The 21,102-nt window shown below is 75.3% G+C and carries 21 protein-coding genes; 16 read left to right on the top strand and 5 right to left on the bottom strand.

Annotation, left to right across the window (positions count from 1 at the left end; translation table 11 throughout):
* Positions 1-2,364, top strand: a complete 2,364-nt coding sequence (locus tag ACZ6J5_RS17815) for an ABC transporter permease (protein ID WP_469392462.1) — start codon at positions 1-3, stop codon at positions 2,362-2,364.
* 81 nt (positions 2,365-2,445) lie between these two features.
* On the opposite strand, the gene ACZ6J5_RS17810 is transcribed toward ACZ6J5_RS17815, so the two are convergent.
* Positions 2,446-2,706: an acyl-CoA dehydrogenase family protein gene (locus tag ACZ6J5_RS17810; protein WP_469392460.1), complete on the bottom strand. Its 261-nt coding sequence runs from the start codon at positions 2,704-2,706 to the stop codon at positions 2,446-2,448.
* Positions 2,707-2,980: 274 nt separating this feature from the next.
* Between ACZ6J5_RS17810 and ACZ6J5_RS17805 the strand changes: the two genes are divergently transcribed.
* The gene (locus ACZ6J5_RS17805) at positions 2,981-4,258 is read left to right on the top strand and encodes an extracellular solute-binding protein (protein ID WP_469392458.1); all 1,278 of its coding nucleotides are present in this window, start codon (positions 2,981-2,983) and stop codon (positions 4,256-4,258) included.
* A 146-nt stretch (positions 4,259-4,404) separates the two neighbouring features.
* Here the strand turns inward: ACZ6J5_RS17805 and ACZ6J5_RS17800 are convergent, their stop codons facing one another.
* On the bottom strand, positions 4,405-5,064 hold the full coding sequence (locus tag ACZ6J5_RS17800) for a class I SAM-dependent methyltransferase (protein ID WP_469392456.1): 660 nt from the start codon (positions 5,062-5,064) through the stop codon (positions 4,405-4,407).
* Between the two features lie 315 nt (positions 5,065-5,379).
* On the opposite strand from ACZ6J5_RS17800, the gene ACZ6J5_RS17795 reads away from it, so the two are divergent.
* The 3 genes from ACZ6J5_RS17795 (at position 5,380) to ACZ6J5_RS17785 (ending at position 8,779) form a co-directional block, all read left to right on the top strand.
* The gene (locus ACZ6J5_RS17795) at positions 5,380-5,985 is read left to right on the top strand and encodes a hypothetical protein (protein ID WP_469392454.1); all 606 of its coding nucleotides are present in this window, start codon (positions 5,380-5,382) and stop codon (positions 5,983-5,985) included.
* A 149-nt stretch (positions 5,986-6,134) separates the two neighbouring features.
* Positions 6,135-8,129, top strand: coding sequence for a histidine kinase (locus tag ACZ6J5_RS17790; protein ID WP_469392452.1), 1,995 nt, complete (start codon positions 6,135-6,137; stop codon positions 8,127-8,129).
* On the top strand, positions 8,123-8,779 hold the full coding sequence (locus ACZ6J5_RS17785; protein WP_469392450.1) for a response regulator: 657 nt from the start codon (positions 8,123-8,125) through the stop codon (positions 8,777-8,779). The genes ACZ6J5_RS17790 and ACZ6J5_RS17785 overlap by 7 nt, the downstream gene beginning before the upstream one ends.
* An 88-nt stretch (positions 8,780-8,867) precedes the next feature.
* On the opposite strand, the gene ACZ6J5_RS17780 is transcribed toward ACZ6J5_RS17785, so the two are convergent.
* Entirely contained in the window at positions 8,868-9,728 is an 861-nt protein-coding gene (locus ACZ6J5_RS17780; protein ID WP_469392853.1) for a D-alanyl-D-alanine carboxypeptidase family protein, read from the bottom strand.
* A gap of 336 nt (positions 9,729-10,064) precedes the next feature.
* On the opposite strand from ACZ6J5_RS17780, the gene ACZ6J5_RS17775 reads away from it, so the two are divergent.
* Together ACZ6J5_RS17775 and ACZ6J5_RS17770 are read left to right on the top strand one after the other, a co-directional pair.
* Complete coding sequence (locus tag ACZ6J5_RS17775) at positions 10,065-11,579, top strand: alkaline phosphatase (protein ID WP_469392448.1); 1,515 nt, start codon at positions 10,065-10,067, stop codon at positions 11,577-11,579.
* 74 nt (positions 11,580-11,653) lie between these two features.
* Entirely contained in the window at positions 11,654-12,217 is a 564-nt protein-coding gene (locus ACZ6J5_RS17770) for a hypothetical protein (RefSeq protein WP_469392446.1), read from the top strand.
* On the opposite strand, the gene tatA is transcribed toward ACZ6J5_RS17770, so the two are convergent.
* Positions 12,207-12,467 carry a Sec-independent protein translocase subunit TatA gene (gene tatA, locus ACZ6J5_RS17765; protein WP_469392444.1) on the bottom strand — a complete coding sequence of 87 codons (261 nt, stop codon included), beginning with the start codon at positions 12,465-12,467 and terminating at the stop codon, positions 12,207-12,209. The two genes, ACZ6J5_RS17770 and tatA, sit on opposite strands and share 11 nt — an antisense overlap.
* Before the next feature lie 142 nt (positions 12,468-12,609).
* Between tatA and ACZ6J5_RS17760 the strand changes: the two genes are divergently transcribed.
* Positions 12,610-12,846, top strand: coding sequence for a hypothetical protein (locus ACZ6J5_RS17760; RefSeq protein WP_469392442.1), 237 nt, complete (start codon positions 12,610-12,612; stop codon positions 12,844-12,846).
* A 19-nt stretch (positions 12,847-12,865) separates the two neighbouring features.
* Here the strand turns inward: ACZ6J5_RS17760 and ACZ6J5_RS17755 are convergent, their stop codons facing one another.
* Positions 12,866-13,813 (bottom strand): LysR substrate-binding domain-containing protein, encoded by a 948-nt coding sequence (locus ACZ6J5_RS17755; protein ID WP_469392440.1) that lies wholly within the window; start codon positions 13,811-13,813, stop codon positions 12,866-12,868.
* Positions 13,814-14,003: 190 nt separating this feature from the next.
* Here ACZ6J5_RS17755 and ACZ6J5_RS17750 point away from each other — a divergent pair, with 190 nt between their 5' ends.
* Genes ACZ6J5_RS17750 through dmpG form a run of 8 tightly spaced genes read left to right on the top strand, consistent with a single transcriptional unit; the run spans position 14,004 to position 21,097 of the window.
* Positions 14,004-15,419 carry a 2-hydroxymuconic semialdehyde dehydrogenase gene (locus tag ACZ6J5_RS17750; RefSeq protein ID WP_469392438.1) on the top strand — a complete coding sequence of 472 codons (1,416 nt, stop codon included), beginning with the start codon at positions 14,004-14,006 and terminating at the stop codon, positions 15,417-15,419.
* On the top strand, positions 15,404-16,273 hold the full coding sequence (locus ACZ6J5_RS17745) for a 2-keto-4-pentenoate hydratase (protein WP_469392436.1): 870 nt from the start codon (positions 15,404-15,406) through the stop codon (positions 16,271-16,273). The genes ACZ6J5_RS17750 and ACZ6J5_RS17745 overlap by 16 nt, the downstream gene beginning before the upstream one ends.
* Complete coding sequence (locus ACZ6J5_RS17740) at positions 16,270-17,058, top strand: 2-keto-4-pentenoate hydratase (RefSeq protein WP_469392434.1); 789 nt, start codon at positions 16,270-16,272, stop codon at positions 17,056-17,058. The genes ACZ6J5_RS17745 and ACZ6J5_RS17740 overlap by 4 nt, the downstream gene beginning before the upstream one ends.
* Positions 17,055-17,480, top strand: a complete 426-nt coding sequence (locus tag ACZ6J5_RS17735; RefSeq protein ID WP_469392432.1) for a RidA family protein — start codon at positions 17,055-17,057, stop codon at positions 17,478-17,480. Before ACZ6J5_RS17740 ends, ACZ6J5_RS17735 begins: the two co-directional genes overlap by 4 nt.
* On the top strand, positions 17,477-18,049 hold the full coding sequence (locus ACZ6J5_RS17730) for a 3-hydroxyanthranilate 3,4-dioxygenase (protein ID WP_362481986.1): 573 nt from the start codon (positions 17,477-17,479) through the stop codon (positions 18,047-18,049). The genes ACZ6J5_RS17735 and ACZ6J5_RS17730 overlap by 4 nt, the downstream gene beginning before the upstream one ends.
* On the top strand, positions 18,046-19,074 hold the full coding sequence (locus ACZ6J5_RS17725; RefSeq protein WP_469392430.1) for an amidohydrolase family protein: 1,029 nt from the start codon (positions 18,046-18,048) through the stop codon (positions 19,072-19,074). Before ACZ6J5_RS17730 ends, ACZ6J5_RS17725 begins: the two co-directional genes overlap by 4 nt.
* Positions 19,071-20,003 (top strand): acetaldehyde dehydrogenase (acetylating), encoded by a 933-nt coding sequence (locus ACZ6J5_RS17720; protein WP_469392428.1) that lies wholly within the window; start codon positions 19,071-19,073, stop codon positions 20,001-20,003. The genes ACZ6J5_RS17725 and ACZ6J5_RS17720 overlap by 4 nt, the downstream gene beginning before the upstream one ends.
* The gene (gene dmpG, locus ACZ6J5_RS17715; RefSeq protein ID WP_469392426.1) at positions 20,000-21,097 is read left to right on the top strand and encodes a 4-hydroxy-2-oxovalerate aldolase; all 1,098 of its coding nucleotides are present in this window, start codon (positions 20,000-20,002) and stop codon (positions 21,095-21,097) included. Before ACZ6J5_RS17720 ends, dmpG begins: the two co-directional genes overlap by 4 nt.
* The last annotated feature ends 5 nt before the right edge of the window (positions 21,098-21,102 follow it).

Genomic DNA, 21,102 nt, shown 5'->3' with positions numbered 1-21,102 from the left:
GTGCGGGCCATTCTGCGCTGGGCGCACTCCGGCCTGCGGGCCCGTCGGGGCGAGGCGCTGTTCGCGGTCCTCGCGAGCGCCGGGGTGATCGCCTCGCTGCTGCTGTCCGGGGCGCTCCTCGGCTACGCGGTGAATCCCTGGCAGCGGGTCTTCAACCAGTCCCAGGGTGCCCATGTCTGGCTGCACACCCGGGGCGGTCTGGACGCCTCGGCGCTGGCCTCGCTGGACGAGGTCGCGGCGCTCTCCGGGCCGTACCGCACCGCCGACGCGACCGTCGCGGCGGGCGGCGCACGGGCCCGGGTCGCGCTGCGCGGCGCCGGGGCCCGGCCGCCGGAGGTGGCCCGGCCGCTGCTCACCGGGGGCCGCTGGCTCGCGGCGGGCGGCGGGGAGGGCGGCCGAGGGGGTGACGGCGGCGGCAAGGGCGGCGCCGGCTCCGGCGGCGACGGCGAGGTCGTGCTGGAGAGCGGGCTCGCGCGGGCCCTGTGGGCCGGTCCCGGCGACCGGGTGACCGTCACCGGCGCGGACGGGACGCCGCTGACACTGCGGGTCGCGGGGGTCGCGGAGACCGCCGAGCCGCGCTACCGGGCCGGTCAGGACCCGGGCCTGGGCTGGGTGCTGCCGGGGACGCTGGACCGGCTGGGTCCGGCCGGGCAGAGCGTGGGGCTGCGGCTGAAGGACCCGGACGACACCGAGTACGTGGTGCAGCGGGCCGTGACGCTGCTGGGCGCCGCGCGGGTGGACCGGGTGGCGAACTGGCAGGAGGCCAGGGCCGCCGCCGGGGACGCGGACCGGCTGCTCGGGCAGATGTTCGCCGCGTTCGGGGTCGCGGCGCTCGGCGCGGCGGCGGTCGCCGTCTCGGGCGCGGTCGGCGCGCGGGTCCGGGGGCAGCTGCGGGACATCGCGGTGCTGAAGGCCGTCGGCTTCACACCGGGCCAGGTGGTCCGGGGCTTCCTCGTGCAGCACCTGGGCTTCGCGGTGCTGGGCGCCGGGCTCGGCACCGCGGCGACGCTGACGCTCGGCCGCCGGATCCCGGGCCGGATCGGGGAGGCGGTGGTCCTGTGGCCGCAACTGCCCGGCCACCGGGCGGTCGTCGTCGGCCTCCCCGTCGCCGCCGTGCTGCTGATCGGCGCCGCCACGGGGCTCGCCGCCTGGCGGGCCGGGCGGGTGCCGCCGGTGCCCGCGGCCCGGTCGGCGCTGCCCGCCGCGCACCCGCTGACGCGCCTGGGCCGCCGCGCCATCGGGCTGCGCCTCTCCCCCGCGCTGGTCCTCGGCTGGCGCTCGGCGTTCACCGGGCGGGGCCCCGGTCTGCTGTCGATCGCGCGGCTCGCGCTGCCGGTGGCGCTGATGACGGTGGCACTGGTCGCCTGGTCGACCCTCGACCGGTTCGGCGCCGACCCCGCCGCGATGGGCCGCGCCGCCGCCCTCACCGTACGGGCCGAGCGGCCGGGGCCGGGCGACGATCCGGCACTGGAGCGCGCGCTCGCGGCGGTGCCAGGGGTCCAGGACACGTACCCCGGGGCGGAGTTCGCGGCGCTGGCGCCGGGCCAGACCGGCACGATCACGCTGCGCGGACTGGGCGGCGCGACCCGCCCGTATCCGCACACCGTGGTGGCGGGGCGGGCCCCGAGCGGCCCGGACGAGGCGGTCGCCGGGCAGGGGCTGCTGGACCTGCTCGGGGTGCGGGTCGGGGAGTGGGTCCGGCTGACGGTCGAGGGCCGCCCGCAGATCCTGCACATCGTGGGGCGCAGCCTGGAGCCGGACCAGAACGGGCGGGTGATCTCCACGGGCCTGGACGTCCTGCGCGACGGCGATCCGGCACTGCGGGCGCGGTTCCACGCGCTGGTGCTGCGCCCCGGGGCCGATCCCGGGCGGGTCGCGGCGGCGGTGGCGCGGGCGGCGGGCGGGGCGCTGGAGGTGCGGCAGACGCCGACACCGGCGGACCGGCTCGACGCCCCGCGCGGGGTGGTGGCCGCGCTCATCGCGGTACTGGCCTTCATCGCCCTGGTCGAGCTGCTCACCCTGATCGGCGCGGGGGTGCGGGCCCGGGCGCGCGACCTGCTGGCGCTGCGGGCGATCGGGCTGACCCCGCGCCAGATCGGGGCGGTGATCGTCACGGCGGCGGCGCTCGGCGCCCTGCTCGCGGCGCTGCTCGGCACGGCGTCGGGGGCGCTGCTGGGGCGGTGGCTGGTGGACCGGGAGGGCCGGGCCGACGGCATCGGCGCGGGCATCGCGCAGGCGCCCTCGCCCGCGCTGCTGGCGGGGCTGGTGGCCGCGGTGACGGCGGTCGGCGCCGTGGCGGCGCTGGCCCCGGCGGCGCGCACGGCCCGCCGGCGGCTCATCGACTCGCCGCACGAGCTCCTGTAGGTCGGGGCCGGGGGATCCACCGGGGGCCCGGCGGTGTCCCGGCCGTCGTCCGCGCGGGCACCCGGGAGGAGTAGTTATCCGTTAGGTAGCGGAGCAGCGGAGACCGCCCGCGCGAGCGTCGGCCGTCAGTCCGCCGCCGCCGGCCCGGGGCGGCAGCGGGAAGCCGGTCAGGCCCGCCTCGGCCGCGCGCCGGAACGCCTCCCGGGGCAGCGCGGTCCCTTCGGCGTACCGTCGCGGCGCCTCCTTCCCGACGTCGTCGAGGAGCCCGCCCCAGCGTCGGCGCGCCTCCACCGCCGCGTCCTCGTACCCGCGTCCCTCACCCGTCACCAACGTCGCGGTCACCGCACTCCCGCCCCCACCTCACGCCTGTCCGAACGCCCCCGACCCTGCCCCGCGCGCGTCTCGCCATGCGGACGGGGGCGTCGCGTCACCACAACGGATGACGGGGGAACACCCTCTCTACGCGCGTCCGCCGCCGTGCCCGCATAGCGGAAAGCACCAGGTGGATCCGGCCTGCTTGGATCTATGACCACAACCCGCCGGTAGGGGGCGAAAAACCCTCTGGACACGGGAGAGAATCCCCGACGCACTGTCCAAGAGAGCAAGAGGAAATCCCGTGCGACCACGACTCCCCGGCCTCGCCGCCTCCCTGGCCGCGTTCGGACTGCTCGGCTCCCTCGTCACCGGCTGCGGTACGGCGGGGAGCCCGGGGACGACGGTCCGGCTGGTCGTCCCCGAGTACGGCGACGGCCCGGCGACCTCCTCCAAGGCGTACTGGGACAAGCTGGCCGCCGCCTTCACCGCCGCCCACCCGGGCAAGACCGTCGAGGTGACGCTGCTGCCCTGGGCGGACATCGACCGCGAGGTCACCCGCATGGTCGACGAGGACCGGGCCCCGGACGTGGCCCTGATGGGCGCCTACTCCGACTTCGCCGCGCAGGGGCGCCTGTACTCCGCCGACGAGGTGCTGTCGATCCGCGCCGAGGCCAACTTCCTGGCCCCGCTGAAGGAGGCGGGCACGGTCGACTACACCCTCTACGGCCTGCCCTTCGTGGCCAGCAGCCGGCTGCTCTTCTACAACAAGGACCTGTTCGACAAGGCCGGGGCCGAGCCGCCCCGCACCTGGTCGGAGCTGAAGACGGCCGCCAAGGCGCTGAAGCGGCAGGGTGTCGGCTACCCGTACGCCCTGCCGCTCGGCCCAGAGGAGGCGCACGCGGAGGCGCTGATCTGGGAGCTGAGCAACGGCGGCGGCTACACCGACACCACCGGCGCCTACAGCATCGCGTCCGCGCAGAACACCCAGACCTTCCGCTGGATCCGGGACAACCTCGTCGCCCCCGGCCTCACCGGCCCCGTCGCGCCCGCCCGGCTCGACCGGCAGGACGCCTTCGCCGCGTTCCTGCGCGGCGAGGTCGGCATGGTCAACGGCTACCCGTCCCTGCTCCACCAGGCCGAGGCCAAGGGGATGAAGGTCGGCACCCTGACCATGCCGGTCGCCGACGCGCTGCGCGGCAAGGAGGCCCCGCCCTCGGCGGGTGTCGCCGACTGGATGATGGCCTTCAAGCACGACGGCAACCGCGAACTGGTCGGCAGCTTCCTGGACTTCGTCTACGAGGACAAGAACCTCAACGAGTTCGCCGGGCGCTACCACCTGCTCCCCTCCACCGTCTCCGCGACCCAGTCCTCCCGCGACGCGGCGACGGACCCCGAGGCCGAACAGTTCCTCACCGCGCTGCGCACCGCGAGCCTCTACCCGGTCAACGACCCCTCGTGGCTGAGCGTCAGCGACACCATCAAGCGGAACATCGGCAAGGCCGTCGACCCCACCGCCGACCCGAAGCAGATCCTGGAGGGCATCGCCCAGAAGGTCCGGGACACCACCCAGGAGGAGTGACCGTGACCGGCCCTCCCCGGAGGGGCAAGGGGGCGGTCAGCGGGCCAGCGCGTACAGCCCCTCCACCCGACCCCGTGGTCCCGGAGCCGCCCGCATCCTGACCTCGACGCCCTTACTTCGAGCGGACGTTCACCGAATCTCGCCGGTCACGCGGGCCCCGGCCGGCGCGCGTACGTGAAGAGGTGCTGCTCCGGGGTCGCGAGGGGGCCGTCCGGGGTGAAGAGGGAGAGGGCGTGGTGGAGGACCTCCAGGCCGCACTCCTCGCGCTGGAGGCGCAGGTACTCCTCGGGCGCGAAGCTGGAGACGCGGACCGGGTGGCCCATCCAGACGATGCCGGCATCCGCCACGTCCGCGGGCACGGTCGCCGTCACCAGGTGACCGCCCGGCGCGAGCCAGCCCGCCATGCGCTTCAGGACGTCCGCGGCCTCGGTCCGGGTCATCATCAGCAGCGGGAAGAACGCGCAGACCGCGTCGTAGCCGCCCTCCGGCGCCTCGAAGGTCCGCGCGTCGGCCTGGACGAAGCGGGCTCCGGGGACCTGGGTGCGCGCCAGGGCGACCATCTCTCCGGAGACGTCGATGCCGGTCACCTCGCAGCCCGCGCGGACCAGCAGTTCGGCCACCGGGCGGCCGGTGCCGCTGCCCACGTCGAGGACGCGGGCGCCGGGGCGCAGGCGGGCGGTGAGCCACTCGACCGCCGCCCGCTGGGCCGGCAGCCGGCCGAAGGCGTGCTCGTAGGCGATCCCCAGCCCGTCGAACAGCTCGGCCGCCGTCACCGGCGGCCCCTGCGTACCGTTCTCGTCCGCCATGCCGTGTGCCCTTCGGTAGTCGTGCGGGTGAAGTGGAGGGGGTGTGGTGTGGAGTTCGGCGGGATGGGCGGGTCGCGTGAGTGGGGTGGAGTGGATGCGGATGCGTACGCCGATGCGCACGTACACCGCTCTACCCCGTCCCGGCCGTCCGGCAACGCCCGGGAATCCCGGCGGTCCGGGACGCCCGGCCCATGCGGGCGGGACACCGGGCGCGCGACCGTGGACCGGGCGGGGGAAGGTCCCCCGCGCGGTGGCGAGGGGGACGGCATGGCCGGTACGGGGGAAGAAGGGCGCGCGTGGGGGTGGGGCGGGATCGTGACCGCCCTCGCGGGGATCGGGGTGTTCGTCGCGTCGGGGCCGCTGTGGCCCTTCCAGGAGGCCGATCTCGCGGACAACGCGGCGATGGTGGCCCGGTTCGACGGCTCGACCATGTGGTGGGCGTTCGTGACGCAGCTGTCGTTCACGGTCGCGGCGTTCGGGTCGGTGGTGTTCGGGGCGGGGCTCAAGCGGCGGCTGGAGCGGCAGTGCCCGGTGGGGAGCCTGGTGCCGAGGGTGGCGTTCCTGGGGATGGTGCTGACCGGGGCGATGAGCCTGGCGGGGTGCGGGATGGGCACCGAGGCGTTCCATCTGATCCGCAAGCGGGCGGCGAGTGATCCGGACACGGTGATGGCCGCCGTCGGGCAGCTCGGCACGTACGGCTGGCTGTGGTCGGGGCTGTTGCTGACGGCGGCGGCGCTGGTGGTGGCGGCGTTCCGGCAGGGGGCGGTGGCGCGCTGGATCGGGGTGCTGAGCGCGGGCTTCGGGCTGCTGCTGGCGGTGACGCAGCTGACACCGTTCCAGTACATGGCGCTGGCGGTCGGGGTGCCGTATCTGCTCGTCCTCGGTGCCGCCTTCGCCGCGGGACGGCGCGTCCCGGCCTGACCCTGTGACAGCGGCCGGGCGCCTTGGGATCCTTCCCCCAAGGGGGACGGGGAGGGGTGGGGGACGTGGGCGTGGGGGACGTGGGCGCGGACGGGGTCGGCGGGGGCGGGGAGCGCGTGCCGGAGAGGCGGGGCGGCGGCCATCGGGGGGTGGCCGCCGCCGTCCTCCTGACGTCCTGGGGGCTCGCGCTCGCCGGGATCGTCCTCGCGGTGGCGGCGGGCGCGCCCTGGGACAGCGACCAGGGCTTCTTCCTCGTCGACACCGCCGACGCGCTGGTGTACGGGCTGGTGGCCGCCGTGGTGCTGAGCCGGCGGCTGCATCCGGTGGGCTGGCTCGTCGCGCTGACGGCGCTCGGCACGGGCGTCTCGGCCGTCGTCGCCCAGCTCGGCGCGCTGGCCATGGGCGGGGCGCCGGACGGGCCGCCGCCCTGGCTCGTCCTCCAGGGGACGGCGTGGGTGCCGGGCACCCTGGCGCTGATGCTCGTGGTGCCGTATCTGCTGGCCGGGGAGCGTCCGTCGCGGGGCGGCCGTGCCGCCGTCGGGGCGGGGGGCGCGGTGATCGCCGCCTCCCTCGCCGTACGGCTGCTGGATCCGTGGCCGTGGCCGGAGGCCGACCTGTCCTTCTCGCCGCTCGGGGTGCGCGGCGAGGCGTGGGCGCGGCTCGCGGAGCCGCTGGCGTGGTGGCTCCAACTGGTGGTCGTGGTGCTGGGGTTCGGTGCGGCGGGCTACGCGGGGTGGACGCGGTACCGGGACCGGGAGGCCCGGGGGCTCGGCTGGCTGGCGATCGGCGTGGCGCTGATCTCAGCGACGTTCGTGCCGCTGCTGGCCTGGCCGGAGGGCGAACCGGGGCGGGCCGTCGCGCTGTTCACGCCGCTCGCGCACTTCGCCTCGCAGGCGTTCTTCCCGGCGGCGATCCTGGTGACGGTGTTGCGCAGGCGCCTGTTCGGCATCGATCTGGCGGTCAGCCGGACCCTGGTGTGGACGCTGCTGACGGGGCTGCTGGTGGCCGGGCACCTCGCCTCGGTGGCGCTGCTGGGCCTGCTGCTGCCCGGCGAGGGCACGGCGGCGCGGGTGCTGGCGACGGCGGGCACGGCGGCGGCGATCCAGCCGGTGCGCGGCTGGTTGCAGCGGCGGGTGGACCGGCTGGTGTACGGGGAGGCGCCGGCCCCCGCGCTGACCCGGGTGGGACGGCAACTGGGCAGCGCCGGGCCGCCGGAGGAGGCGCTGGCCGGGGTGGCGGAGTCGATCGCGGGCTCCTTCCGGCTGGGCGCGGTGCGCATCCTCGGTCCGGGTGACCCTGCCCCGGGGAGAGGTCGGCTTCCCGGCGAGCGCGCGACCGGGCGGTCGCCGGACGACGTGGCGGTGCCGCTGTCGGTGCGGGGCGAGCCGGCGGGGGTGCTGCTGGTGACGCCCCGGCCCGGGGAGCGGCTGGACCGGCGGGCGCGGGCGGCGCTCGACGAGGTGGCTCCGGTGGTCGCGACGGCCGTGCGGCTGGCGGCGGTGACGCGGGCGCTGCGGGAGTCGCGCGGCCGGCTCGCGGCGGCCCGGGACGACGAACGCCGGCTGTTGCGGCGGGAGTTGCACGACGAGATCGGGCCGGCGCTGGCGGGTGTGGGGCTGGGTCTCGCGGCGGTGCGCAATCTGCTGCCGCCGGGGGCGGAGCGGGCGGACGAGCTGCTGGCGCGGCTGCGGGAGGAGGTGGACGCGCGGGTGGAGGAGGTCCGGGTGCTCGCGCGCGGTCTGGTGCCGCCGGTGCTGGCCGAGCTGGGCCTGGTGGCGGCGCTGCGGGAGCTGGTGATGCGCTACGAGGCGGACGGTCTCACGGTGCTGGTCCGGGCGGCGGACGGGGCGGCGGACCGTACGCCGCCGGAGGTGGCGGGGGCGGTGTACGCGATCGTCGCGGAGGCGATCCGCAATGTGGCCCGGCACGCGCGGGCGGGGCTGTGTGTGATCGAACTCGGTTCGGACGAGGACGTGTTGACGGTGGCGGTGCGGGACGACGGGGCGGGGATGCCGGCGGGGGCCCGGCAGGGGGTGGGGACGGTGTCGATCCGGGAGCGGGCCGAGGGCGTCGGGGGCACCGCCGTCTGGTGCCCGGGCGAGGACGGGCGGGGCACCCGCCTGGAGCTGAGGCTGCCGTGCTGAGGGTGCTGGTGGTGGACGACCATCCGGTGTTCCGGCTGGGGATGTCGGCGCTGCTGGGCTCGCTGGCGGGGATCGAGGTGGTGGGCGAGGCGGCCTCGGTCGCGGCGGCGGTGGCGGCCGCCGCCGCGCTCGTCCCGGACGTGGTGGTGATGGACCTGCACCTGGGCGAGACGGCCGCGTCGGGGGTGGACGCGACGCGGGAGATCCTGCGGATCCTGCCGGGGGCGGGGGTGCTGGTGGTGACGATGCTGGACGACGACGACTCGGTGTTCGCCTCGATGCGGGCCGGGGCGCGCGGCTATCTGCTGAAGGGCGCCGCGGCGGCGGAGATCGAGCGGGCGGTGCGGGCGGTCGCCAACGGGGAGGTGATCCTGGGGCCTGCCGTGGCCGGGCGGGCGGTGGCGTATCTGACGGGCCGCGCGGAGGCGGCGGCCGGGCCGGTGCCGCTGCCCGAGCTGACCTCGCGGGAGCGGGAGGTGCTGGACCTGGTGGCGCGCGGGCTGGACAACCTGGCCGTGTCGCGGCGGCTGACGCTGAGCCCGAAGACGGTCCGCAACCACCTGTCCAACATCCTGGCGAAGCTCCAGGCGGCGACCCGCGCGGAGGCCATCGTCCGGGCCCGCCGCTCGGGCCTGGGCGGCGGGCCGTGACCGGCGCGCACCGGCTCCGCGTACGCGAAGGGGCGCCGCCCGGAACCCTCCCGGACGGCGCCCCCGGCACCGCTCACATCTCCGCTGACTACTTCTTGGCGAAGCCGTAGTCGAGCAGCTTCTTCACGTCGGCCGCCCGGTTGGTCTCGTTGGGTGCGCCGAGCACCGCGCCGATGACCGTCTTGTTGCCCCGGGTGGCGGCGAAGACCAGGCAGTACTTGGCCTGCGGGCCGGAGCCGGTCTTCACGCCGATCGCGCCGCTGTAGGTGCTCAGCAGCTTGTTCGTGTTCGTCCACGCCATGTTCCGGTAGCCACCGTTCTTGGTGGTCACCCGCTGGGTCGTGGACTTCGTCTTGACGACGGTGCGGAAGGTGGCGTCCTTCATCGCGCTGCTCGCCAGCTTCGTCAGGTCGCGCGGGGTCGAGTAGTTCGACCCGTTGCTGATCCCGTCGAAGGAGTCGAAGCGGGTGTTCTTCATGCCCAGCTTGCGCGCCTCGTCGTTCATCTTGCCGATGAAGGACTTCACGCGCGCGGCACGGGTGGTGCCGGTGCCGAACTTGTCCGCCAGCGCGTACGCGGCGTCGCACCCCGACGGCAGCATCAGGCCGTAGAGGAGCTGCCGGACGGTCACCTTGTCACCGACGATGAGCCGGGCCGAGGAGGCGCCCTTGGCGACGATGTAGTCGCTGTACGCCTTGTCGATCGTGACCTTCGCGTCGAGGTTGAGGCCGCGCTGGGCCAGCACCACCTTCGCGGTCATGATCTTCGTGGTGGAGCCGGTCGAGCGGCGGGTGTCCGCGGCCTTCCCGTAGAGCGCGGCGCCCGTCCCGTTGTTCATCACGAAGCCGCCCGCGGCGGTGATGGACGGGGCGGGCGGCGTCGCGGCGTGCGCCTGGCCGGCGAACAGGCCGCCGGTCAGCACGGCCGACGCGGTGACCGCGACGGTCATGGCACGACGCACGCCCAAAGTGGTAGATATCAAAATGTTCTGCCCTTGGTAGAAGTCGGTCTCGCGCGAGGTCCGCGCGGACCTCGCGCACACAAGATGCACGAAGGGATCCCATGGATGTGCCGCGGGGGACGTGAGCTGCCTCACCCGCCCGTTTTACGGCGGAACGTGCGGACCGAGCACAATCCGGGCGGCGTTGGCCGCACCGACATCTCACGGCCGCGACCCGTACACCGGCCGTCCCTAGCCTCGCAGCGCCTGGGGACCCGGGTGCGCCCGCGGACCGGTGGGGAAGGTCCGCGCGCGGTCGACGGAATGCCCGAGGAGGCATCTCATATGCGCAGAGGTACGAGGACCCTGCTGGTGCTCGGCGTGACGGGAGCGGTGACGGCGGCCGCCGCCGTGACCGCGAGCTCGGCGCCGCGCCACGAGGACCGGCACCCGGAGATCCGCAACGTCATCTACCTGCTCGGCGACGGCATGGGGCGCACCCATGTCACCGCCGCCCGCGAGCGGTACTACGGGGCGGCGGGCCGGCTGAACATGGAGCGGCTGCCGGAGTACGGCGCCGTCTCCACGTACGCCGTCGAGAAGGGCACCGACCGGCCCGCGCTGGTCACCGACTCGGCGAGCTCCGCCACCGCCTGGTCGTCGGGGGTGAAGACGTACAACGCCGCGCTCGGCGTCGACGCGTACGAGAAGCGGGTCGCGACCCTGATGGAGCAGGCCCACCGGGCGGGCTTCGCCACCGGCAACGTCTCCACCGCCGAGATCACCGACGCCACCCCGGCCGCGCAGTTCAGCCACGCGCTGCTGCGCGGCTGCCAGGGGCCGGTCTACTCGGACGCCGCCTGCCTGCCCAGGAAGGCCGACGGCACGTACGAGGACAAGCCCGCCGACCCGACCCTGATCACGCCGATCGCCGAGCAGATCGCCCGCAACGGCACCGCCGACGTCATCCTCGGCGGCGGTCTGGCCCGCTTCGAGCCGGACGACCAGCGGGCGCTGCGGGCCCAGGGCTACCAGGTCCTCGGCAGTTTCGGCGATCCGGCGCTGCCCGCGCAGACCGCCGCCAGCCAGCGGGTCGCCACCCGCGCCGACCTCGCGGGGGTCACGCGCGGCAAGGTCGTCGGCCTGTTCAACCGGGGCAACCTGACGGTCGAGCGGGCGAAGGCGGGCCTGTCGGCCGACGCGCCGCAGCGCCAGGAGCCGACGCTGGCGGAGATGACGCGGAAGTCGCTGTCCCTGCTGGACGGGCGGTCGAAGAAGGGCTTCCTGCTCCAGGTCGAGGGCGCCCAGATCGACAAGCGCTCGCACGCCAACGACGCGGCGCAGACGCTCGCCGAGGTCAAGGCCTTCGACGACGCGGTGAAGACGGCCGTCGACTTCGCCCGGAAGGACGGGCACACCCTGGTGATCGTGACGGCCGACCACGAGTGCGCCGGCTTCAACATCGTCGAGAAGGGCTCGTACACCAACGCCGAGGCCCTCGCCCCGCCGGCCAACACCGACCCGGGCAACCCGGCGAACAACTCCCTGCCCTCGCGCGCCGCCTCCGGCGCCAAGGACCCGGCCCGCTCCACCGGCCCCGTCAACGGCGCCGGCGCGGCCGACCCGAGGAACTTCGCCCCGGCCACCTTCCGCACCCCGGACGACCCGGCGGGCGTCCAGGACGGCAGCCCCGAGGCGAGCCTGTGGCTGACCTACCTCTCCGGCAACCACACCGGCGCCGACGTGCCGATCTACGCCTACGGCCCGGGCGGGCGGCAGTTCGCCACCAGCCAGGACAACGTCGAACTGTACGGCAAGATGTACCGCTCGCTCTTCGGCACCGCGCCCCGCGGCCACTGACCCCGACCGCCCGCGCGGGGGGCCGGAACCGCTTCCGGCCCCCCGCGCGGCCCGCCCCTTGGGAGAACCGCCCGATGAGATCGCGTACCCCGGCCGTGACCCTCGCCCTGATCGCCGCGCTCGCCGCCCTCGGCCCGCTCACCGGCTGCGCCCGCTCCGGGGACGCGGGCCCGGCCGCCGGGCCGGAAGCCGCCGAGGCGACGACCGCGCCGCCGGTCACGGCCTTCCCCGCCCCGCGCGCGGCCCCGGCGCCCGCGCCGAGCCTCGCCGCCGCGCCGCGCGCCGGTGACGTGCGGGTGGAGGACGGCCCGTTCACCGACCGGGTGCGCTTCGCCCGGCTCACCCTCACCGACCGGCGCACCGTGACCGGCCGGCTCACCGTGACCTCGGACGTCAGCGACGTCATCGCCCTGGAGCTGCGCGCCGCCTTCTACGACGCCCGGGGCCGCCTCGCCGGGACCGGCACCTTCACGTACGGCGAGGAGCACGAGGGCGGGGCGCACGGGGCCGGGGCGGACGGGAGCCAGGGGGAGCGGCGGGCGGAGGGCGCGGGCATCGACTTCACCGTGTCCCTGCCCGCGTCGGCCCCGGCGCCCGCCGCGGCGGTGCTGTCCGTGCCCGTGCTCGTCAACGAGTAGGGCCGGGACCGGCCGCCGGTCCGGTCCCGGCGGCGGGTCCGGTCCCCGCGGCCTCGGTGGACGCGGCGCCCGGGGCGCCGTCGGCACCGCCGTCGCCCTCGGCGCGCATGGCCCGCGTCTCGCTCTTGAGGATGCGCAGCGACTTGCCGAGGGACCTCGCGGTGTCCGGCAGCCGCTTCGATCCGAAGAGCACGATGAACGCGATCGCCACGAGCAGCAGATGCCACGGTTCCAGTGCGTTGCGGAGCACGGGTCACTCTCCCTCTAGGACTGACGTTTGCCTTATTGCGCAACTGTACAACTGGCTGGATCCGCACGCACCGGCCCCCGGCCTTCGACGCGTGATGGAGCTCACGACGCTTAAGGAGTTGCGCAACCTTTAAAGTTGCCCCATGGGGACGACGAGTGACATGACGGCGGCTCTGCGGAGCGCGGTGCTTCAGGGAGGTCCCGCGGACGGGACCCGTCTGACCGTGTCCGGCCGGCCGGCCGTGCTCCAGGTGACCTTCCCGTGCGCGGTCGCGGACGCGGCCCCCGGGGTCCGGGTCGAAGCGCTGCACGTCTACCGGCTCCACAGCGGCTCCGGGGAGGGGATCCTGCGCTACGGGTACGACCCGGCCAGCCCCTGACGGCTTCCCGCCCCGGGCCTCAGCCCTCCTTCCGGGGCCCGCCCAGGCTCTCGCGCAGGACGGCCGCCTCCTCGTCGAGATGGTGCAGCAGCGCCTGGAGGGCGGGGCTGCGGGTGCGGTGGGCGACCTCCGTGGTGCCGACGGTGCGGCCCACCGAGGGGAGTTCGACCGGGAGCGCGGCGAGCTGCTCGTCGTCGCGCAGGACCAGCTCGGGGAGCAGGGCGACCATGTCGGTCTGGAGCAGCAGGGCCCGCATGGTGAGGATGGACGTGCACTCGACCCGGTCGCCGGGGAGCGCGAGCCCCAGGTCGGCGAAGTGCGCGCCGAGCTCCTGGCGCAGCGCCGTCTGCTCCACGGGCAGGATCCACGGGTGGCCTAGGGTGTCGGTCAGGGTGACGCCGGGGGCGTCGAGCAGCGGGTGGCCGGAGCGCACGGCGAGCCGGATGCGCTCCCGGTAGAGCCGGCGCTGGCGCAGCCCGTCGCCCTCCTTCGGAGCCGGGCCCACCCGGCCGACGATGACGTCGAGTTCGCCCGCGAGGAGTGCCGGGTGGAGGACGTCCGGGGTGCCCTCGCGGACGACGACGGTGAGCCGGGGCCGCTCCCGCTTCAGCCGCGCGACGGCCCGGGGCAGCAGCACGTTCGTCCCGGCGAGGAGGGCACCCACGGTGACCGTGCCGTCCTGGCCCTCGCGCAGTCCGGTCAGGTGCTCGGCGGCGCGCCGCAGCTCGGCGAGGACGGCGCGGGCGTGTTCGGTGAGGGCCCGCCCGTAGACCGTGGGCCGCATCCCCCGGGGGATCCGGACGAAGAGCGGCAGTTCGGCGATGCCCTCCAGCTCGCGCAGGGTGCGGGTGGCGGCGGGCTGGGTCAGGTGCAGGGTCTCGGCGGCCCGCGCCACGCTGCCGTGGTCGACGATCGCGACCAGCAAGGTCAGGTGACGGAACTTCAGTCGGCCGTCCAGGAGGTCCATCGGCGGGGCTCCTCGCGGGAGGGGGTCCGGGGGCCCGCCCCCCTGCCATACCGAACTCGGTAGGGGAAGCGTGCCTTTTGGCATTGGCTCGGCATAGCTCGGTGGGCGCATGATACCGGCACACGCCGGGACACCAGTTCCGAGAGCCCGGCCTGGTCACGCAACGGAGGTCTGCAAGGTGCGCTCACCTGTGCGGCATTACGTAGGGGGCGGCTTCGACGCCACGGGCGAGCCGCTGCCGCTCGTCGACCCCGTCCGGGGCACCGTCGCGGGTGCGCTGCCCTCGGCCCCCCGGGAGCTGGTCGACCGCGCTGTCGGCGCCGCCCGGGCCGCCCTGCGCGGGCCCTGGGCCCGCTGGAGCCCGGCCGAGCGGGCCCGGGTGCTGCACCGGATCGCCGACGGTATCGAGGCACGGTTCGAGGAGTTCGTCGACGCCGAGTGCGCCGACACGGGCAAGCCCCGGGAGCTGGCCTCGACGGTCGACATCCCGCGCGCCGTCGCCAACTTCCGCGCCTACGCCGAGCTGCTGGCCGGCCGCGCCGAGCGGTCCTGGCACACCCCCACGCCGGACGGGCGCGGCGCCCTCAACTACACGGTGCACAAGCCGCTCGGCGTGGTCGCGGTGATCTCGCCGTGGAACCTGCCGCTGCTCCTGCTGACGTGGAAGGTGGCCCCGGCGCTCGCCACCGGCAACACGGTCGTCGCCAAGCCCTCCGAGCTCACCCCCGGCACCGCCTGCCTGCTGGCCGAGGTGATCGCCGGGACGGACCTGCCGCCGGGCGTCTTCAACCTCGTGCACGGCGCGGGCGCGGACGCCGCCGGGCAGTGGCTCACCGAGCACCCGGACGTGGACGCCGTCGCGTTCACCGGGGAGTCCCGCACCGGTTCGACGATCATGCGGGCCGCCGCCGGCCGGCTGGCCCCGGTCTCCTTCGAACTGGGCGGCAAGAACGCCGGTCTCGTCTTCGCCGACGCGGACCTGGAGCGGGCGGTGGAGGGCACCCTGCGCTCGGCGTTCACCCACAGCGGGCAGGTCTGCCTGTGCACCGAGCGGGTGTACGTGGAGCGGCCGGTGTTCGACGCCTTCGCCGAGGCGCTGGCGGCCGGGGCGCGGGAGCTCTCCGGCTACGGCCCGATGGTCTCCGCCGCCCACCGCGACAAGGTGCTCGGCTACCTCGGGAAGGCGGCGGCCGACGGCCGGGTCCTGGCGGGCGGCGGAGTGCCGCGCTTCGGGGACGACCGGGACGGCGGCTTCTGGGTCGAGCCGACGGTGCTGGCCGGGCTGCCCGAGGACCACCCGGCGGTACGGGAGGAGATCTTCGGACCCGTCGTGCACCTGGCCCCCTTCGACACCGAGGAGGAGGCGCTGGCCCTCGCCAACGCGGGCCCCTACGGCCTGGCCGCCACGGTGTGGACCGGCGACGTGAGCCGGGCGCACCGGGTCGCCCCGGCCCTCGACGTCGGCATCGCCTGGGTCAACACCTGGAACCTGCGCGATCTGCGCACCCCCTTCGGCGGCGTCAAGGCGTCCGGCATCGGCCGCGAGGGCGGCGACCACTCCCTCGACTTCTTCTCCGAGCCCATGAATGTGTGCGTGAAGCTGTGAACACCGCCGCCGCGAACACCCGCGAGGCGCCCCCGGCCGGCCGGGCCGTCGACCCGGCCGTCGAGCGGGCCGCCGGACTCCTCGCCGCCGCCCGTCGCACGGGCGTGCCCTGCGCCCCGGTCCGCGAGCTGCTGCCGGACGGGGACCTGGACGCCGCCTACGCCGTCCAGAGCCTGCTCGCCGACCGGCAGCTCGCCGGGGGCCGCCGGATCACCGGCTGGAAGATCGGCCTCACCTCACCGGCGGTGCAGGCGCAACTCGGCGTGGACACGCCGGACTTCGGCCCGCTGTTCGACGACACGGCCGTCCCGGACGGCGCCGAGATCCCCTGGGACGCCGTCCTCCAGCCCCGGGCCGAGGCCGAGGTCGCGCTGGTCCTCGACCGCGACCTCCCGCACGAGCGGCACACCGTGGCCGACGTGATCCGGGCGACGGCCTTCGCGCTGCCCGCCGTCGAGGTCGTCGGCAGCCGGATCCGCGACTGGGACATCACGGCCGTGGACACCATCGCCGACAACGCCTCCAGCGGCGTGTACGTCCTGGGCACCCGCCCCGTGCCGCTGCGGGAACTCGACCTGCGGACCGCCGGGATGGTCCTCGAACGGCGCGGCGAACCGGTCTCCACCGGCGCCGGCGCGGCCTGCCTGGGCAACCCGCTGAACGCGGCCGTCTGGCTCGCCGACACGCTCGCCCGGCTCGGCCGCCCGCTGCGGGCCGGGGACACCGTGCTCACCGGCGCGCTCGGCCCCATGGTCGCCGTCGCGCCCGGGGACGTCCTCGAAGCCCGTATCGACGGTCTCGGCTCGGTCCGCGCGGCCTTCGGCCACCCGGCCACGGAAGGGGACGCCCGATGAACCCCGGCGCACTGGCCGAGGCCCTCGACGGCGCGGCACGGGACGGGCGTCCGCTCGCGGGCGGCGGCAGCGGGCTGACGGACCCGGCCGAGGCGTACGTGGTCCAGGACGCCCTGGTCGCCCGGCGGCTGGCCCGGGGCGAGCGGCTCACCGGCTTCAAGCTCGGCTTCACCAGCGTCGCCAAGATGCGGCAGATGGGGGTCGCCGACCTGATCCACGGACGGCTCACGGACCGGATGGAGGTCCCGGACGGCGGGCGGCTCGACGTCTCCGGCCTCATCCACCCCCGGGTCGAGCCCGAGGTGGCCTTCCTGCTCGGCGACGTCCTGCGGCCCGGCGGTGACCCGATGGCGGCGGTCACGGCCGTGGCCCCGGCCCTGGAGGTCATCGACTCCCGCTACGACGGCTTCCGCTTCTCGCTGCCCGAGGTCATCGCCGACAACACCTCGGCGGCCCACTACGCCGTGGGCGCCTGGCGCACCCCGCGCGCGCTGGGCGACCTCGGCGGACTCGGGGTCCTCCTGGAGCTCGACGGGCGCACCGCCGAGACCGGCTCGACCGCCGCGATCCTCGGCCACCCGCTGCGCGCGCTGGCCGCCGCGGCCCGGCTCGGCGGCCCGCTGGAGCCCGGCACGGTGATCCTCGCGGGCGCCGCGACGGCCGCCGTGCCGCTGCCGCCGGGGACCCATGTGCGGGCCACCGTCGCCGGACTGGGCACGGTCGCCCTCACGACGGAGCCCGCCACGGCCTCCGAGACCGCCGAGACCGCCGAGGAGGACGCGTGATCGTGCCCGGCGCCGCGCCCCCGCGCGGCCGCTTCCCGCACCTGCGGCGGGCCGGCGACCTCGTGTACGTCTCCGGCACCAGCTCCCGGCTGCCCGACGGCAGCTTCGTGGGCGCGAGCGCCGACCCCATGGGGGTCACCGACCTCGACATCCGGGCCCAGACCCGGGCCGTGATCGAGACCATCGGCCGGCTGCTCGGCGCCGCCGGCGGCAGCCTCGCGGACCTGGTCTCCGTCACGACGTACCTGGTCAGCATGAACGACTTCGGCGGCTACAACGAGGTCTACGCCGAGTACTTCGACGAGACCGGACCGGCCCGCACCACCGTCGCCGTCCACCAGCTCCCCCACCCCCACCTGCTGATCGAGATCAGCGCCGTCGCCCACATACCGCAGGACCAGGACAAGGAACCACCCCGATGACCATGAGACCGTTCAACCTCCAGGCCTGGATCGAGGAGCACCGCCACCTCCTCAAGCCCCCGGTCGGCAACGTCCAGATCTGGCAGGACGCCGATCTGATGGTGACGGTCGTCGGCGGCCCCAACCGCCGCACCGACTTCCACGACGACCCGATCGAGGAGTTCTTCTACCAGCTCAAGGGCGACATGGTGCTCCGCGTCATGGACGCCGAGGGGCAGCCGCCGCGCGACATCCACATCCGCGAGGGCGACGTCTTCCTGCTCCCGCCGCACGTCCGGCACTCCCCGCAGCGCCCGGAGGAGGACAGCGTCGGCCTGGTCGTCGAGTTCGCCCGGCCCGAGGGGCAGCGCGACGCCTTCGAGTGGTACTGCGTCGACTGCCACCACCTGGTGCACCGCAGCGAGGTCCAGCTCACCTCGATCGTCGAGGACCTGCCGCCGGTGTTCGAGGCGTTCTACGGCGACGAGGCCGCCCGCACCTGCCGCCACTGCGGCGCCGTGCACCCGGGCAAGGACTGGCCCGAGGAGCTGCGGCCGCGCACCCGCCGCGACGAGGCGGGCCCGGCATGACCGTCGTCGACATCCACGCGCACGTCTTCCCCGAGCTCGGCCGCGCCGAGGCCGAGCGGCTCACCGGCTCCGCGGACGCCCCCTGGCTGCGCACCACGGACGGCCCGGACGCCGGGATGATGATGGCCGGGTCCACCGAGTACCGGCCGGTCCGGCGCACCCTGTGGGACCCGGCGGAGCGCGTCGCCGACCTGGACCGGCTCGGCGTCGACGTCCAGGTGGTGTCCAGCACCCCGCTGCTCTTCGGCTACCAGCTGGAGGCCCGGCGGGCCGCCGACTGGTGCCGCACCGTCAACTCCCACCTCCTCGCGTACGGCGCGCACGCCCCGCACCGGCTGGCCCCGCTGTGCCAGGTGCCGCTCCAGGACACCGAGGCGGCCTGCGCGATGGTCACCGAGGCCATGGCGGAGGGCTTCCACGGCGTCCACATCGGCAACCACCTCGGCGACCGGGACCTCGACCACGGGGCGCTCGTCGAATTCCTCGCGCACTGCGCCGAGCAGGACGCCGCCGTCCTGGTCCACCCCTGGGACCTGCCGGCCGGGCCCCGCTACCGCCGCTACATGCTGGCCTGGCTCGCGGGCATGGCCGGCGAGACCCACCTGACGATCCTGTCGCTCATCCTCTCCGGCGCCTTCGAACGGCTCCCCGCCTCGCTGCGGCTGCTCTTCGCGCACGGCGGCGGCAGCTTCCCGTACCTGCTGGGCCGCGCCGACAACGCCTGGCACCGCCGCGACCTGGTCCGCGCGGACAGCCCGCACCCGCCCTCGCACTACACCGACCGCTTCGCCGTCGACTCCGCGGTCTTCGACCCGGGCGCGCTGCGGCTGCTCGTGGACGTGATGGGCGCCGAGCGGGTGCTGCTCGGCTCCGACCACCCCTTCCCGCTCGGCGAGGAGGAGATCGGCAGGCTGGTCCGCGAGAGCGGGCTCACCCCGGCCGAGCGGGACGCGGTCCTCGGCGGCAACGCCGTCCGCTTCTTCAACCTCGCACCCGCCCACGCCACGAAGGAGGCCGTCCGATGAGGGCCGCCGTGATCGGGTCGGGCAACATCGGCACCGACCTCCTCATCAAGATGATCCGGGGCTCCGGCGCGGTCACCGCCGCCGCGATGATCGGCATCGACCCGGAGTCCGACGGGCTCGCCCGCGCCCGCAGGCTGTCCGTCGCGACCAGCGCCGGGGGCGTCGAAGGGCTCATCGCCCTGGACGAGTTCGACTCCATCGACCTCGTCTTCGACGCCACCTCCGCCGCCGCCCACCACCGCAACGCCGCCGCGCTCGCCCCGTACGGCAAGCGGATCGTCGACCTGACCCCGGCCGCCATCGGCCCCTACGTCGTGCCGCCCGTCAACCTCGACGAGCACCTCGACGCCCCCAACCTCAACATGGTCACCTGCGGCGGCCAGGCCACCGTCCCGATCGTCGCCGCCGTCTCCGCGGTGGCCCCCGTGCACTACGCGGAGATCGTCGCCTCGATCGCCTCCCGCTCGGCGGGCCCCGGCACCCGGGCCAACATCGACGAGTTCACCGAGACCACCTCCCGCGCCCTGGAGCGGGTCGGCGGCGCCGCCCGGGGCAAGGCGATCATCATCCTCAACCCGGCGGAGCCCGCGCTGCTCATGCGGGACACCGTGCACTGCGTCGTCGACGACTGCGACACCGGGCGGGTGGCCGCCTCCGTGCACGCGATGGCCGCGTCCGTCGCCGCGTACGTCCCCGGCTACCGGCTCAAGCAGGAACCGCAGTTCCGCCGCCTCGCCGCCGACGACCCGCTCGCCCGCCTCGCCGGGAGCGCACCGCCCGCCGGCGGGTCCCGGCTCCTCGTCTCCGTGTACCTGGAGGTCGAGGGCGCCGCCCACTACCTCCCCGCCTACGCCGGGAACCTCGACATCATGACCTCCGCCGCGCTGCGCACCGCCGAGCGCCTGGCCGAACGGAGCCCGGCCCGATGACCTCCGTCTACGTCCAGGACGTCACCCTGCGCGACGGGATGCACGCCGTCTCGCACCGCTACACCCTCGACCAGGTCCGGGCCATCGCCGCCGCCCTGGAGGCGGCGGGTGTCGACGCCGTCGAGGTCGCCCACGGCGACGGCCTCTCCGGCTCCTCCGTCACCTACGGCCCCGGCGCGCACACCGACTGGGAGTGGCTGGAGGCGGCGGCCGAGGTGCTCGACCGCGCCCGGCTCACCACCCTGCTGCTGCCCGGCGTCGGCACCGCCGAGGACCTGCGCCGCGCGCACTCCCTCGGGGTCACCTCGATCCGGATCGCGACGCACTGCACCGAGGCCGACATCGCCGCCCAGCACATCGGCCTGGCCCGCGAGCTCGGCATGGACGTGTCCGGCTTCCTGATGATGTCCCACATGGCCCCGCCGGCCGAACTGGCCGCCCAGGCCAAGCTCATGGAGTCGTACGGCGCGCACTGCGTGTACGTCACCGACTCCGGCGGCCGGCTCACCATGGACGGCGTACGGGACCGGGTCCGCGCCTACCGCGACGTGCTCGACCCGGCCACCGAGATCGGCATCCACGCCCACCACAACCTGGGCCTCGGGGTCGCCAACAGCGTCACCGCCGTCGAGGCGGGCGCCCGCCGCGTCGACGCCTCCCTCGCGGGCCAGGGCGCCGGAGCGGGCAACGCCCCGCTGGAGCCGACCATCGCCGTCTTCGACCTGATGGGCTGGGAGCACGGCTGCGCGCTGTTCCCGCTGATGGACGCGGCCGAGGAGCTCGTCCGCCCCACCCAGGACCGGCCCGTGCGGGTCGACCGGGAGACGCTGACCCTCGGCTACGCCGGGGTGTACTCCAGCTTCCTGCGGCACGCCGAGGCCACCGCCCGGCGCTACGGCCTCGACACCCGCGACCTGCTGGTCGAGGCCGGCCGGCGCGGGCTGGTCGGCGGGCAGGAGGACCTGCTCGCGGACATCGCCCTGGACCTCACGGGGAAGTCCCCGGCCACCGCCGCCTCCGCTTACGCTTCGCCCGCCCCATCCACCCCATCCACCTCATTCACCACATCCGCCACCCCCGTCACAACGGAGTGACCGCA

This window comes from Streptomyces sp. NPDC042100, from assembly GCF_055582325.1.
The sequence above is the reverse complement of the archived record's forward strand: the minus strand, read 5'-3'. Positions and strand labels throughout refer to the sequence as shown.